This is a genomic window from Mesorhizobium sp. M1A.F.Ca.IN.022.07.1.1 (assembly GCF_003997575.1).
Taxonomy (GTDB): Bacteria; Pseudomonadota; Alphaproteobacteria; order Rhizobiales; family Rhizobiaceae; genus Mesorhizobium.
The window spans coordinates 1-13,641 of the sequence record NZ_RZST01000143.1 but is presented as its reverse complement, the minus strand read 5'-3'; the positions used below and the strand labels follow the sequence as shown (position 1 = coordinate 13,641).

The 13,641-nt window shown below is 63.6% G+C and carries 18 protein-coding genes and 1 pseudogene; 9 read left to right on the top strand and 10 right to left on the bottom strand.

Annotation, left to right across the window (positions count from 1 at the left end; all coding sequences use genetic code 11):
• From EOA75_RS17265 to EOA75_RS17255, 3 genes are all read left to right on the top strand, one after another.
• On the top strand, positions 1–293 hold a 293-nt coding region (locus EOA75_RS17265), incomplete at its 5' end, for a PD-(D/E)XK nuclease family protein (RefSeq protein WP_164747419.1).
• A gap of 74 nt (positions 294–367) precedes the next feature.
• Positions 368–691 carry a thioredoxin gene (gene trxA / locus EOA75_RS17260; protein WP_041000044.1) on the top strand — a complete coding sequence of 108 codons (324 nt, stop codon included), beginning with the start codon at positions 368–370 and terminating at the stop codon, positions 689–691.
• 130 nt (positions 692–821) lie between these two features.
• Positions 822–1,103, top strand: coding sequence for a cupin domain-containing protein (locus EOA75_RS17255; protein ID WP_127324728.1), 282 nt, complete (start codon positions 822–824; stop codon positions 1,101–1,103).
• A gap of 18 nt (positions 1,104–1,121) precedes the next feature.
• On the opposite strand, the gene EOA75_RS17250 is transcribed toward EOA75_RS17255, so the two are convergent.
• The 6 genes from EOA75_RS17250 to EOA75_RS17225 all read right to left on the bottom strand — a co-directional run bounded on the left by EOA75_RS17250 (position 1,122) and on the right by EOA75_RS17225 (position 6,979).
• A complete protein-coding gene (locus EOA75_RS17250; protein WP_127239640.1) occupies positions 1,122–1,541 on the bottom strand; it encodes a VOC family protein in 420 nt (139 codons plus the stop codon).
• Positions 1,542–1,570: 29 nt separating this feature from the next.
• Positions 1,571–2,896: a folylpolyglutamate synthase/dihydrofolate synthase family protein gene (locus EOA75_RS17245; RefSeq protein ID WP_095827280.1), complete on the bottom strand. Its 1,326-nt coding sequence runs from the start codon at positions 2,894–2,896 to the stop codon at positions 1,571–1,573.
• Between the two features lie 215 nt (positions 2,897–3,111).
• Positions 3,112–4,038 (bottom strand): acetyl-CoA carboxylase, carboxyltransferase subunit beta, encoded by a 927-nt coding sequence (gene accD, locus EOA75_RS17240; RefSeq protein WP_127324727.1) that lies wholly within the window; start codon positions 4,036–4,038, stop codon positions 3,112–3,114.
• Between the two features lie 97 nt (positions 4,039–4,135).
• On the bottom strand, positions 4,136–4,975 hold the full coding sequence (gene trpA / locus EOA75_RS17235) for a tryptophan synthase subunit alpha (protein ID WP_127324726.1): 840 nt from the start codon (positions 4,973–4,975) through the stop codon (positions 4,136–4,138).
• A 2-nt stretch (positions 4,976–4,977) separates the two neighbouring features.
• Positions 4,978–6,228, bottom strand: coding sequence for a tryptophan synthase subunit beta (gene trpB / locus EOA75_RS17230; protein WP_127324725.1), 1,251 nt, complete (start codon positions 6,226–6,228; stop codon positions 4,978–4,980).
• Between the two features lie 91 nt (positions 6,229–6,319).
• The gene (locus tag EOA75_RS17225) at positions 6,320–6,979 is read right to left on the bottom strand and encodes a phosphoribosylanthranilate isomerase (RefSeq protein WP_127216519.1); all 660 of its coding nucleotides are present in this window, start codon (positions 6,977–6,979) and stop codon (positions 6,320–6,322) included.
• Between the two features lie 111 nt (positions 6,980–7,090).
• Here EOA75_RS17225 and EOA75_RS17220 point away from each other — a divergent pair, with 111 nt between their 5' ends.
• The gene (locus EOA75_RS17220; protein ID WP_067002948.1) at positions 7,091–7,309 is read left to right on the top strand and encodes a hypothetical protein; all 219 of its coding nucleotides are present in this window, start codon (positions 7,091–7,093) and stop codon (positions 7,307–7,309) included.
• A gap of 44 nt (positions 7,310–7,353) precedes the next feature.
• On the opposite strand, the gene EOA75_RS17215 is transcribed toward EOA75_RS17220, so the two are convergent.
• From EOA75_RS17215 to EOA75_RS17200, 4 genes are all read right to left on the bottom strand, one after another.
• On the bottom strand, positions 7,354–8,112 hold the full coding sequence (locus tag EOA75_RS17215; protein WP_067002950.1) for a M48 family metallopeptidase: 759 nt from the start codon (positions 8,110–8,112) through the stop codon (positions 7,354–7,356).
• A 118-nt stretch (positions 8,113–8,230) separates the two neighbouring features.
• The gene (locus EOA75_RS17210) at positions 8,231–8,713 is read right to left on the bottom strand and encodes a DUF2852 domain-containing protein (protein ID WP_067002952.1); all 483 of its coding nucleotides are present in this window, start codon (positions 8,711–8,713) and stop codon (positions 8,231–8,233) included.
• A gap of 116 nt (positions 8,714–8,829) precedes the next feature.
• The gene (locus EOA75_RS17205; RefSeq protein WP_127324724.1) at positions 8,830–9,972 is read right to left on the bottom strand and encodes a benzoate/H(+) symporter BenE family transporter; all 1,143 of its coding nucleotides are present in this window, start codon (positions 9,970–9,972) and stop codon (positions 8,830–8,832) included.
• Between the two features lie 2 nt (positions 9,973–9,974).
• Positions 9,975–10,745, bottom strand: coding sequence for an alpha/beta hydrolase (locus EOA75_RS17200; protein ID WP_127324723.1), 771 nt, complete (start codon positions 10,743–10,745; stop codon positions 9,975–9,977).
• Positions 10,746–10,959: 214 nt separating this feature from the next.
• On the opposite strand from EOA75_RS17200, the gene infC reads away from it, so the two are divergent.
• From infC to EOA75_RS35070, 5 genes and pseudogenes are all read left to right on the top strand, one after another.
• Positions 10,960–11,496 (top strand): translation initiation factor IF-3, encoded by a 537-nt coding sequence (infC, locus tag EOA75_RS17195; protein ID WP_067003282.1) that lies wholly within the window; start codon positions 10,960–10,962, stop codon positions 11,494–11,496.
• Between the two features lie 342 nt (positions 11,497–11,838).
• Positions 11,839–12,486 carry an isoprenylcysteine carboxylmethyltransferase family protein gene (locus EOA75_RS17190; protein ID WP_067324658.1) on the top strand — a complete coding sequence of 216 codons (648 nt, stop codon included), beginning with the start codon at positions 11,839–11,841 and terminating at the stop codon, positions 12,484–12,486.
• A gap of 239 nt (positions 12,487–12,725) precedes the next feature.
• On the top strand, positions 12,726–12,929 hold the full coding sequence (rpmI, locus tag EOA75_RS17185) for a 50S ribosomal protein L35 (protein ID WP_027166935.1): 204 nt from the start codon (positions 12,726–12,728) through the stop codon (positions 12,927–12,929).
• 38 nt (positions 12,930–12,967) lie between these two features.
• Entirely contained in the window at positions 12,968–13,369 is a 402-nt protein-coding gene (rplT, locus tag EOA75_RS17180) for a 50S ribosomal protein L20 (RefSeq protein WP_040968947.1), read from the top strand.
• A 140-nt stretch (positions 13,370–13,509) separates the two neighbouring features.
• Positions 13,510–13,641, top strand: a pseudogene (locus tag EOA75_RS35070) (phenylalanine--tRNA ligase subunit alpha); the annotation flags it as partial.

Sequence of the window (13,641 nt, the reverse complement as noted above, 5' to 3'; positions counted from 1 at the left end):
GCCTGGAGGTAAGGGGCAGGCTGCGCTCGATCTCCGGCAAGATCGATCGGCTGGCCGTCACCGCGGAAACGGTCTCGATCGTCGACTACAAGACCAACCGGCCGGCGCCGGCCAGCCTGGCCGAAGTGCCGCCGGCCTATGTCCTGCAGCTTGCGCTCTACCGCGCGCTGCTTCAGCCGCTCTATCCGGGCCGCACGGTGACGGCCGCGCTGCTGTTCACCGAGGCGCCGCGCCTGATCGAGCTGCCGGCAGCGGCCATGGACGGTGCCCTTGCCCGACTCACGGGAGCGTGACACAAGAACTGCTTGAACATCGCCACCACAGCCACCACATTTGGTGCAACCCGAGTTTTCGAAAGGATTTCAGCATGGCCACCGTCAAGGTCGACAAGGGCAATTTCCAGGCCGATGTGCTCAATGCCAAGGAGCCGGTTGTGGTGGATTTCTGGGCCGAGTGGTGCGGTCCGTGCAAGATGATCGCCCCGGCGTTGGAAGACATCGCCAAGGAGCTCGGCTCGAAGGTGAAGGTCGCCAAGCTCAACATCGACGAGAATCCCGAGTTGGCCGCCCAGTACGGCGTGCGCTCGATCCCGACGCTGATGATCTTCAAGGGCGGCGAAGTGGCCGACATGAAGGTGGGTGCGGCACCGAAGACCGCGCTGTCGCACTGGATCAATGGCAGCCTCGCCTGAGCCAATCCGAATATCAGAAAGATCGAGCCCGGCCATCGCGCCGGGCTTTTTCCTTGGCGCCATCGCTGACCGCGCTCTGGCCCTGACGCTTCGGGCAGCCATCTCCTTTCCTTAAGAAAAGGAGAGCCCCATGACCGGAACAGCCAAGGCCACAGTTCACGTCGACAATGAGCGCGTGATCGTCACCGAATACCGCTTCGCCCCGGGCGCCAACACCGGCTGGCACCGCCATGGCCACGACTATGTCATCGTGCCGCTGATGGACGGCAAGGTGAAGCTGGTGACCAAGGACGGCGAATCCTTCGCGGAGATGAAGCAAGGCGCGCCCTATTTCCGCCGGGAAGGCGTCGAGCACGATGTCATCAACGTCAATGACGGCGAATACGCCTTCATCGAGATCGAGCTGAAATAACCTTCGAGGCAGACGCCGCTACCAATCGGCGACGCGATCGCCGCCGATGAATTGCGCGCTTTTGGCCGTGTATTCGAACAGCTCGATCTTGACGCCGTTGGGGTCTTTGATCCAGGCCTGCCAGGTGCCGTCGCAAGCGAGCTTCTTCGCCGTCACCTCGACCGCTTTCGACCGGATATGGGCGATCGCGGCGTCCATGTCTTCCACCTCCAGGCAGAAGTGGTTGACCTGGTTCGCCTCGCTGTAGCGGGCTTCGGTCTTCTCGAACACCTCGACATGGCTGCGGCCGCCGCAATTGAGATAGAAACCGAAGATCTTGCCGTCGCGCAGGAAGTTGAACTGCGTGTCCATGCCGAGCACATCCCGGTAGAAGCCGCGCGTCGCCTCAAGGTCATGCGCGAAGATGCAGACATGGGCCAGTTGGTTCACCTTGATCACGATTGCTCCTCGCGACTGCCTCGGCGCTATCAGGTCGGCGGCGTGCCGTTCTCGTCCAGCACGGCGCCGGCGAAATATAGCGAGCCGCCGATGAGGATGCGCGGCGCCGGACCGTCCCAGCTGTCGCGCAACAGCATAAGCGCATCGGCGACGGAGTTGACCGGCTCGGCTGACAGGCCGGCCTCGGTGGCGCGCAGCGCGAGCTCGTCATTGGGCACGCCGGCATCGCTCTTGCTCACCGGCACCGTGTAGACATGGCGGGCAAGCCCCTTGAAGGCGCTGAAATAGCCGGTCTGGTCCTTGGTGTTGATCATGCCGGCGATGAGGATCAGCGGGCGCGGGTTCTTTTCCTCCTGCTCGGCCAGCGCTTCGGCGATGACGACGCCGGCGCCCGGATTGTGGCCGCCGTCGAGCCAGATCTCGGCGCCCTTTGGGGCAAGCTCAACCAGCCTGCCCTGCGTCAGCTTTTGCATCCGGGCCGGCCACGCGGTGCTGGTCATCGCTTTTTCGGCAGCCCGATGGCTTATCTCGAAGCCGGCGGCCTTGACCGCGGCGATCGCCGCGGCGGCATTGGCGAACTGATGCCGACCGGGCAGGCGCGGCAGCGGCAGGTCCATCAGACCGTCCTCGTCCTGATAGACCATGCGGCCGTTCTCCTCGAAGGCCAGGAAATCCTGACCGTAGACAACGGTCGGGCAATCCAGCCGCTCGGCGGTCTCGATCAGCACCTCCAGCGCGGTCTCGCTTTCCTGCGCGCCGATCACCACCGGGCAGCCGCGCTTCATGATGCCGGCCTTTTCGGCCGCGATCAGCTCAACGCGGTCGCCGAGATAGGCTTCGTGATCCATCGACACCGGCATGATCACCGAGACGGCAGGCCGCGAAATGACATTGGTGGCATCGAAGCGGCCGCCGAGCCCGACCTCGATGATCGCCGCCTCGGCCGGATGCTCGGAAAACAGGATGAAGGTGACGGCGGTGAGGATCTCGAAAACGGTGATCTTCTGGCCTTGATTGGCCTTGGCGACGCGCGCGATGGCCTCGGCAAAGACATCGTCGTCGACCAGCTTGCCGCCGCCCTCGGCGGCCAGCCGGTAGCGCTCGTGCCAGTTTACCAGGTGCGGCGAGGTGTGGACATGGACGAGATGACCGGCCGCCTCCAGCAGCGCCCGCGAGAAGGCGGCGCAGGAGCCCTTGCCGTTGGTGCCGGCGATGTGGATGACCGGCGGCAGCCGGTCCTGCGGGTTGCCGAGACGCTCGAGCAGGCGGGCGATGCGGTCCAGCGAAAGGTCGAAACCTTTCGGATGAAGCGTCATCAGATGTTCGATTTCACGATCGGCGGCGAGCGTTGTCATGGCGGAATCCTAGAGCATTTGCGGCGAAAGAACAGGATCGCCTTCAATGCCTTTCGTTCGTGTGCAATTCCGGACGCAAAACCGCTACGCACTCTTGCTGGAATTGCTCTGGCGCATGAGCCCGAACCGGGATCGGTTTTGGAAAGGGATCATGCGCAAACAGCTACTGCGCAGCCCAGCTGGCGCAATCGCGGTGGGCGGCAAACGGTGTCGCGTCAGGCCTGCGGCCGGGCTTCGGCGTTGACGACCGCCGGCGGCAGGATCTCAGGCTCCAATGGCTTCTCGGCCACTGGGGTCTTGAGCAGCATCTTCAACAATCGTGCGATGGTCGGGCGCATCTCCAGACGCGAGACCACCATGTCGACCATGCCGTGTTCCATCAGATATTCGGCGCGCTGGAAGCCGTCGGGGAGCTTCTCGCGGATCGTCTGCTCGATGACGCGCGGGCCGGCGAAGCCGATCAGCGCGCCGGGCTCGGCGATGTGAATGTCGCCCAGCATGGCATAGGACGCGGTCACGCCGCCGGTGGTGGGGTTGGTCAGCACCACGATATAGGGCAGGCCGGCTTCCTTCAGCCGGTCGACGCCGACCGTGGTGCGCGGCAATTGCATCAGCGAGAGGATGCCCTCCTGCATGCGGGCGCCGCCCGAGGCGGCGAACAGGATCAGCGGCCGCCTGCGCTGCAAAGCGACCTCGAAGGCATGGACGATGGCCTCGCCCGCGGCCATGCCGAGCGAGCCGCCCATGAAGGCGAAGTCCTGCACGGTAACCACCACCGGCAGACCTTCGATGGTGCCGACTGCGTTAAGAATCGCGTCCTCGAGGCTTGTCTTGGCTTTCGCCTCTTTCAGCCGATCGGTGTAGCGCTTCTCATCGCGGAACTTCAGCGGATCCTGCACGACCTTGGGGTTTTCCAGCGTCTCGTATCTGCCGTCGTCGAAGAAGTATTTCAGCCGCTCCTTGGCCGAGATCTTCATATGGTGGCCGGAAGACGGGATGACGAACTGGTTGGATTCGAGGTCCTTGTGGAAGATCATCTCGCCGGTCTCGGGATCCTTGATCCAGAGATTTTCCGGCATGTCGGTGCGCCGTCCGAGCATCGAATTGATCTTCGGTCGAACGTAGTTGGTGATCCAGTTCATCGCTTCGGCTCCTGTCCCGACGAAGAGACGTCCAGCAATTCCAGGAAAAGTGTGTGGCGGTTTTCCGTCCGGAATTGCGTAAAAACAAATAGTCAGACTATTCGGCGGCAGCAAGGCGGGCCGAGCGGACGCCCTGGGCAAGCCCGCTGACCAGCGTGGCGACCGCGTCGGCCGGATCGGCGGTCTTCTCGCCCTTGGGCCCGAGCACATTGGCGACCGCGTTGACAATCGCCGTGCCGACGACGACGCCGTCGGCGGAGGCGCCGATGGTACGCGCCTGCTCGGCGGTCTTGACGCCGAAGCCGACGCAGACCGGCAGCGCGGTGTGACCCTTGATGCGTTTGACCGCCGCCGACACCTTGGCAGTGTCGGCCAAGGCCGAGCCGGTGATGCCCGTCATCGACACGTAGTAGACGAAGCCGGAGGTGTTCTCGAGCACCTTCGGCAGGCGCTTGTCGTCGGTGGTCGGCGTCGCCAGGCGGATGAAATTGATGCCCGCCTTCAGCGCCGGAACGCAGAGCTCCTCGTCCATTTCCGGCGGCAGGTCGACAACGATCAGGCCGTCGATGCCGCTCGCCTTTGCGTCGGCCAAGAAACGATCGACGCCGTAAATGTAGATCGGGTTGTAGTAGCCCATCAGCACGATCGGAGTTTCGTCGTCGCCGGCGCGGAATTCGGACGCCATCTTCAGCGTCTTGACCAGCGTCTGGCCGCCTTTCAGCGCCCTGAGACCCGCCGCCTGAATGGCCGGGCCGTCAGCCATCGGATCGGAGAACGGCATGCCGAGCTCGATGACATCGCTGCCGGCGCCGGGAAGCGCCTTCATGATAGCCAAAGATGTCTCGTAGTCGGGATCGCCGCCCATGAAATAGGTGACCAAAGCCGGACGGCCCTCGGATTTGAGCTTCGCCATGCGGCGGTCGATGCGGGTCGTCATTGTCAGATCTCCATGCCCAGCATCTTGGCCACCGTGTGCACGTCCTTGTCGCCGCGGCCGGACAGGTTGACGATGACGATCTGGTCCTTGTCCATTTTCGGCACGATCTTCATCGCATGCGCGATGGCGTGCGCCGATTCCAGCGCTGGGATGATGCCTTCGACGCGGGTCGTCAGTTGGAAGGCCTCCAGCGCCTCCTCGTCGAGGATCGGCTCATATTCGACGCGGCCCGAATCGCGCAGCCAGGCATGCTCGGGCCCGACGCCCGGATAATCGAGACCGGCCGAGATCGAATGGCCGTCGAGGATCTGGCCGTCCGCATTCTGCAAGAGGTAGGTGCGGTTGCCGTGCAGCACGCCCGGCGCGCCGGCATTCATCGAGGCGCAGTGCTCGACGCCGTCGAGGCCGCGACCGCCGGCCTCGATGCCGATGATGCGCACATCCTTGTCGTCGAGGAACGGGTGGAACAGGCCAATGGCGTTGGAGCCGCCGCCGACGGCGGCGATGATGACGTCGGGCAGCCGGCCTTCCTGCTCCAGCATCTGGGCGCGCGCTTCCGTGCCGATCACCGACTGGAAGTCGCGCACCAGCTCCGGATAGGGATGCGGGCCGGCGGCGGTGCCGATCAGGTAATAGGTGTCCTCGACATTGGTGACCCAGTCACGCAGCGCTTCGTTCATGGCGTCCTTCAGCGTGCCGTGGCCGGCGGTGACCGGGCGCACCTCGGCGCCGAGCAGCTTCATGCGAAAGACGTTCGGGCTCTGGCGGGCGACGTCGGTGGCACCCATGTAAACCACGCAAGGATAGCCGAAGCGCGCAGCGACCGTGGCGGAAGCGACGCCATGCTGGCCGGCACCGGTCTCGGCGATGATGCGCTTCTTGCCCATGCGCTTGGCGAGCAGGATCTGGCCGAGGCAATTGTTGATCTTGTGCGAGCCGGTGTGGTTCAGGTCCTCGCGCTTGAAATAGACCTTGGCGCCGCCCCCGAGGCCCTTCGCCGAGGAAACCTCCCGAAGATGCCTTGTCAGGCCTTCGGCGAAATAGAGCTTGGACGGTCTACCGGCATAATGGGTCGAAAGGTTCTCCAGCTCCGCCTTGAACTCCGGATCATTCTTGGCCTTGTTCCACTGCTCTTCGAGATCGAGGATCAGCGGCATCAGCGTCTCGGCGACGAAGCGGCCGCCGAAAATGCCGAACATGCCCTGCTCGTCGGGCCCGGTGCGGAAGGAATTGGGCATAGCCGGCCTGTTCATCGCCGATCTCCTGAGTCTTTGCTTCTGAGCACGTCCTTATCGGAAAACCGGTTCCCACTTTTCCGGGACATGCTCGGGTTTGAAAACTTCCTCAGGCGGCGCGGTCGTCGCGCGCGGCCCTGACGGCCCGGAAAAACTGCTCGATCAGCGCCGGTTCCTTGACGCCCGGAGCGCTCTCCACGCCGGAGGAGATGTCTATCCCGGGCGGATTGGCCAGTCTGAGGGCATCGCCGACATTGGCGGCGTTGAGTCCTCCGGAAAGCATGTAATCGAGGCCGGCGTCAAGGCCGGCAAGGATGCGCCAGTCGAAGGCGACGCCATTGCCGCCCGGCAATTGCGTTCCCTTGGGCGGCTTGGCGTCGAACATCAAGCGGTCGGCAACGCCGACATAGGGCTTTATCCGCTCGAGATCCGCGGCTTCGCTGACCGACAGCACCTTCATCACCGGCAGGCCGTAGCGGGTCTTGAGCTCGGCCACCTGCACCGGCGTTTCGGAACCATGCAGTTGCAGCATATCCGGCTGCATCCTCGCGACAATATCGTCGAGAAAGTCATCATCCGCATCCACGGTGACGGCAACCGCCTTGGCCTTGCCGATGGCCGCCTGGCGCAGACGGCCAGCCTCGGCCGGATCGACGAAGCGCGGGCTTTTGGCAAAGAAGATGAAGCCGACATGGCTGGCCCCGCCGGCAAGCGCGGCGGCCATCGCGGTGTCGGTCTTCAATCCGCAGATCTTGATGTCGAGCGTCATGGCGCGGGATTGGCACGAAAAGCCGCAAGAGTCGAGAAAAAGCATGCCGTTGCCGGGCCGGCGGAAAGCGCTACCTTTTCGAATAGGGACACAGGCGGGAGCAGGAAGATCATGACCGACAAGACCGTCGCCGAACTCAGACAGAAGATCGCGCAGGCGCGCGAGGTGATCGCGCATCTGATGGACAAGTCCGCTTTCAACGGCGCCGAGGCGCACCGGGCGCTCGACTATTTCGGCAGCGACGCGTTCGACCGGAATTTTCTGCCGTGGCCGCATGCAAGTGAGGAAGGGCTGCGGCCGGAGGAACTCAACGCGGCGAATGACGATTGAGCGGCTGCGCTGGGCCGCCAGCTATACGGGTGCCAGGGCGACGCCTACTCAAACACGATCGCCTGCAGCGCGCCGCCGTTGCGCTTCAGCCAGTCCTTGCAGCGATCGGTGTCGGGGCAGAGCTTTTCGCACAGCTTCCAGAATTTCGGTCCGTGGTTCATCTCTTTCAGATGCGCGACCTCATGCGCCACCAGGTAATTGATGACCGGCGGCGGCGCCATCATGATGCGCCACGAGAAGGACAGATTGCCCTCCGAGGTGCATGACCCCCAGCGGCTGGAGGTATCCTTGTAGCGGATCGCCTTGGCGCGCTTGCCGATCGCCTCGGTGTGCTTGACCACCAGCTTCTCGATCTCGCGCTTGGCCTCGCGTTTCAGATAATCGGCGATGCGGCGCGGCAGGTGGACACGCTCGCCATGGATGATGAGCAGCGGGCCGCGCTCGTCGCGCGCGATGGTGACGGTGCCGCGTTTCGCCGGCTCATGGACGATGCGGTGCGGCACGCCGCGGATCGGGATCTTGATGCCGGGCCGCACCTGCGGGCGCATCGGCACCTTGGCCAGGCGCTGCTCCAGCCAGTCCTGATGGCGGTCGAGGAACTTCTCCACCTCGCCGCGGCGCAAGCCGGGCGGCACGGTTATGCGCAGCCCCTGGCCGCCGGAATCGATACGCAGCGTCAATCGCCGGGCCCTCGCGCTTTCGACGATTTTGAGCGGCAGGGTGCGGCCGGCGACGCAATGCTCGCGCTCCACGACGGGCTTGGGTTCTGGCTTGGTCAGATTGCGAAAGAAGCCGAGGGTCATGGCCGGACGATACGCGATTCGAGAAAAACGACCAGTAGAGTGAGGCTACATGGAGAACAAAAAAGAAACGGCGCCGCTCGCGCGACGCCGCATGTCGGCCGAGTCTTATGATTGAGGCTCAGTCGTCAAGGAGGTTCGACCCCTTGCCGCGCTTCGGCCCCGTCGCTCCGGTTGGACCACTCGTCGTGGTTGGCGCGGTCCGCTTGTTACGCTCGGCCATGAAGCGGTCGAACTCTTCCTGGTCCTTGGCACGGCGCAGCTCGCGGGCATACTCGTCGAACTCGTTCAGCATCTCGTCGAGCTTGCGGCGCTCCTCGGCGAGGCGCTCAAGTTCCTTCTCGCGCCAGTCGTCGAAAGCGACGTTGCCGGTGCGGGACGAGCCATGGCCCCAGCGGGCCGCCTTTTCCGAGCCACGGCGGCAGCCGGCGAAGATGCCGTCGGTGGCGCGGTTGACATCGCGCTTGAAGCCTTCGAGCCGGTCGCCCCAGATGATGTAGGCAAGCATGGCGAAGCCCAGCGGCCAGAACACCATGAAGCCGATCACCATCAGCGCGATGGTCGCCGGCGTCCAGGCCGGACGGATCAATGCACTTGTGTTCATTTTCTCCCAATCCTTCCGTTGGAGACAGCCAAACCGGCTGCGTGGAATCGAAATGGGAAGGCGAAATCGGCGATTCAAGGCAAGTCCGGCCAAAACCGGCGAAAGGCCTGAAATGATTATCGCTTTTTGAGTTTCTCGAGGAAAAGCACTGCCATTCCGGCGACCAGCCCCCAAAAAGCCGCGCCGACGCCGAACAAGGTGAGCCCTGAGGCCGTCACCGCAAAGGTGAGCGTGGCCGCCATGCGCTCGCCCGCATCATGGAGCGCGATCGAGAGCGCGTTGGCTAAAGGCGCCATCAGCGCCAGGCCGGCGACCAGCACGATCAGGCTCTGCGGCAGGACGGCGAAGATCGCCACCAGCGAAGCGCCGAAGATGGCGAAGACCAGATAGGCGAGCGCATAGAACGGCCCCGTCTTCCAGCGCTCGGCGGGATCCGGATGGACATCCGGGCCGGTGCAGATCGCCGCGGAGATCGCCGCCAGATTGGTCGTCGAGGCGCCGAACGGCGCCGAGAGCAGCGAGAACAGCCCGGTGACGCCGATCAGCGGGCCAGGTTCCGGGTGGTAGCCGGCGGCTTTCAGCACCGCGAGACCGGAGAGGTTCTGGGAGGCCATGGTGACGAGGTAGAGCGGCAAGGCCAGGCCAATGATCGCCGAAACGGTGAACTGCGGAGCGATCAGCGTCAGTGTCGACAATTCCGGCGCCGGCAGGCCGCCGACGCGGCCGGTGAGGAAGGCGGCAAGGCCGCCGCCGATCAGCACGACAAGGACCGAAACCGCCGGGTTGAACAGCCGGATGACGAAGAAGGCGGCGATCAGCGGCAGGATCAGCCACGGATCGGCGGGAATGGCCTTGACCGCACTGATGGCGAAGCCGACCAGGACGCCGGCCAGCATGCCGGACGCCACCGAGGCCGGAATCTGCGCGATCAGCCGGGTCAGCGGCTTGAACAGACCGGTGGCGATCAACAGGATGCCGGTGACGATGAAAGCGCCGACGGCTTGCGCCATGGTGAAGCCGCTGGAGGCCGCGATCAGCGCCAGGCCCGGCGTCGACCAGGCGGTGATGACCGGCATTTTCGTGCGCCAGGACAGCCACAGGCATTCGATGGCCATGGCCAGGCAGATGGCCGTCACTCCGCTCGCGGTCTCGATCTGAGTGGCGCCGATCGCCTTGGCGGCGGCAATGACGATGGCCAAAGTGCCGCCAAAGCCGACGATCGCCGCAACAAAGGCGGATATCGGGATTGAAATGCGCATGCTCATGAAACCCGCTGGACCAGGTCGCCGACGGCGCGGTTGAGCATGTCGAGATCCTCCGGGCGGGAGAGGCGATGATCGCCGTCGGGGATAAGCGACAGCGTGACGTCATCGGCCGGCAGCAGTGCGGCGAGCTTCAGCGCATGGCCGGAAGGCACGTCGGGATCGGCGAGACCCTGCAGGATATGCACCGGGCAATGAGTGTCGATCGGCCTGGTCATCACCCGGTTCGCGCGGCCGTCCTCGATCAGCGCGCGCGTGTAGATATAGGGCTCGGCGGAATAGTCGGACGGTTCCTCGAAAAATCCCTTTTTCGAAAGGTCGCGCTTCTGCGCCCTGGTCAGCACCGGCTCGATCAGCTCGACGGTAAAGTCGGGCGCCGGCGCAAGCAGCACCAGGCCGGCGATGCGGTCGTCGCCGGCCTTGTGCAATTCCTGCACCATGCGCAGCGCAATCCACGCCCCCATCGAGGAGCCGACCAGGATCTGCTTGCCCTTGCTGAAGCGGCGAAAGACGGCGAGGCTCTCGGCCAGCCATTTCGAGATCGTGCCCTCGGCGAATTCGCCGCCCGATTCGCCGTGGCCGGAATAGTCGTGGCGCAGATAGGCGCGGCCTTCGCGGCTCGCCCAGGCCGACAGCGCCTCGGCCTTGGTGCCCAGCATGTCGGACTTGTAGCCGCCCAGCCAGACGATGCCCGGCGCTGAGCCCGGCCCCTGCCTGACAGCGATCTGCGTTCCGTTCACGTCGATGAAAACTGGTGCGCTGGCGTCCATGACCTCGTCCTTCCGGCCGGTCTTTTGGCACATCCGGCGGTTCGCGGAAAAGTGCTCGCACCTTTTCTTTGCTTGGTGCAGGCAACGGCAAGCTTTGAGGTGATTTCCTGGCGAGGCTGTGCTATTGACTCCGGCCGCGCGCTCACCACATAGGCGCGTCCAAGCGATTGAACTCAAAGAAACCCTGAACGAAACGGCCGAGGAGACCACGACCATTCGCAGACCTTTCAAAGCAGCGGCCCCGACCAAGGACGGTCCGCGCTCCAACCGAGACATCCGGGTGCCCCGGGTCCAGCTCATCGACGCAGAAGGCCACAACCGTGGCGAAGTTTCCATCAACGACGCGCTGCTGCTGGCCGAAGAGGCCGGGCTGGATCTCGTCGAGATATCGCCCAATGCGCAGCCGCCTGTCGTCAAGATCCTCGATCTCGGCAAGCTGAAATACGCCAACCAGAAGAAGGCGGCCGAGGCGCGCAAGAACCAGAAGGTCATCGAGATCAAGGAGATCAAGATGCGCCCGAACATCGACAGCCATGACTACGAGACCAAGATGAAGGCCGTGCGGCGCTTCTTCGAGGACGGCGACAAGGTCAAGCTGACGCTGCGTTTCCGCGGCCGCGAAATGGCGCATATGGAACTCGGCATGCAGCTCCTGAACAAGGTGCGCGAGGAAGTCGCGCCGATCGCCAAGGTCGAGGCCGAGCCGAAGCTCGAAGGCCGACAGATGATGATGGTGCTGGCGCCCCGCTGACGGTGCGCCTCACGTTTCCTTTCCGTCCTGGAGCCATTCCGGCGCGATCGCCGCAAACTGTCGCGCCGATCACGGTTTCGCGAAGGAGAATTGACCGGCCGGCGCTGCTTGGTGCTCCAAAATCCGCCTGAATTGCCGCGCAGGGCGACCCGACGATCGGCGGGGCGCCTGTTTTTCTATCCGATCGCCGGCTTCTCGACGATCGAGCTCCTCGATCGCGAGCAAATCGACGATCGGATTTTCCCGATCGCGACCAAATCGACGATCGGATTTTCCCGATCGCGATCAAATCGACGATCGGATTTTCCCGATCGCGATCAAAACACGACGATCGGATTGGCCATGGTCGATGAAACAAAGATCCCGACCGACAACCAGATAGAAGGGTTGGGCGGCTACCAGTATATGCGCCGCATCGTGCTGGCGGTGCTCATCGTGGTGCTGTTTGCGGCACTCCTGTTCGGCCAGTCGACGTTCCCTCCCGAGACGCCCGTGCACGAGACGATCGAGATGTTCGGCGTGCTCCTGATCTTCCTGGGCATCGTCGGGCGCTTGTGGTCGACGCTCTACATCGGCGGCCGCAAATCCTCCGAAGTGGTCACCGGCGGGCCCTATTCGATCACCCGCAACCCGCTCTATCTGTTCTCGACCGTGGCGGCAGCCGGCGTTGGCGCGCAGATCGGCTCGTTTTCCGGCATCATCCTCTTCGCGGTCCTTTGCGCCGGCGCGTTCCACATCGTCATCCTGCGCGAGGAGCGCTATCTCAAGGAAGTCCTCGGCGCTCCCTACAAAGCCTATCTGGCGCGCGTGCCGCGCTTCTTTCCAAAGCTTTCGCTCTACCAGGAAGGCGACACCGGCAGCTTCAAGCCGCGCCTGCTGTTGAACACGCTGCTCGACGGGCTGGTATTCCTGGTGGCGCTGCCGGCCTTCGAACTGATCGACGGCGCGCAGCAGTCGGGGGTGCTGCCGGTGTGGTTCACGCTGCCCTGAACGGGACAGCGCGCCGCAGGGCGTGAGGTGTTGCGCACGAGCCCTGTTTGATCTATAGGACCGCCGTTCTGCGTATCGGGCCGGAAATCATCTCTGATTTACGGAAAGCACGATACGCAGAGCAAAAACAAAAACCGCCCGGCAGGGCATGCCGTGGCGGTTTCATTTGCTTTTCGGGCTCTGGTCGGCCCGAAGCGAGAAAAGAAGCGCGATGGTGCGCCACATTACGGAGTAGCAAAATGCCCAAGATGAAGACCAAATCGGCCGCCAAGAAGCGGTTCAAGATTACCGCCACCGGCAAGGTGCTGTCGGCTGCCGCCGGCAAGCGCCACGGCATGATCAAACGTTCCAACAAGTTCATTCGCGATGCCCGCGGCACGATGGTTCTGGCTGAACCGGACGGCAAGAAGGTCATCAAGAATTTTCTGCCGAACGGCCTTTAAGCATTCGGTCCGGAACAGCGTTTTAAGGAGATCATGACATGGCACGCGTAAAGAGAGGCGTCACCGCCCACGCCAAGCACAAGAAGGTCCTGAAAGCCGCCAAGGGCTTCTACGGCCGTCGCAAGAACACCATCCGCATCGCCAAGCAGGCGGTGGAAAAGTCGCTGCAGTACGCCTATCGCGACCGCAAGAACCGCAAGCGCTCGTTCCGCGCGCTGTGGATCCAGCGCATCAATGCAGCGGTGCACGAGCACGGCCTGACCTATGGCCGCTTCATCGACGGCCTCAACAAGGCCGGCATCGAGATCGATCGCAAGGTTCTTTCGGACATGGCCATCCACGAGCCGCAGGCTTTCGCAGCCCTTGTGGCCAAGGCCAAGGTGGCGCTCGAATATCTGAAGAACACCACGCCGAATGCTTTTGAGAGCGCTGTCGCCTAAGCCAGCGCTTCCCAAGCATTCGCTATTCTGATTTGGGGAACCCGCGCTGGCACGGCTGGCGCGGGTTTTTCTTATGCCTGATGCAACCAAATTGGTGACGCGCCGAACCCCGGTGGTTGCCCGATCGAGAGAGTTTCGCCGTGAACGCCACCGCTGGAAATCTTGAAACCCTTGAAGCTTCTTTGATGGCCGACATCGCGGCCGCGGCCGACGAGCAGGCGATCGAGGCTGTGCGCGTCTCGGCGCTGGGCAAGAAGGGCTCGGTCTCCGAG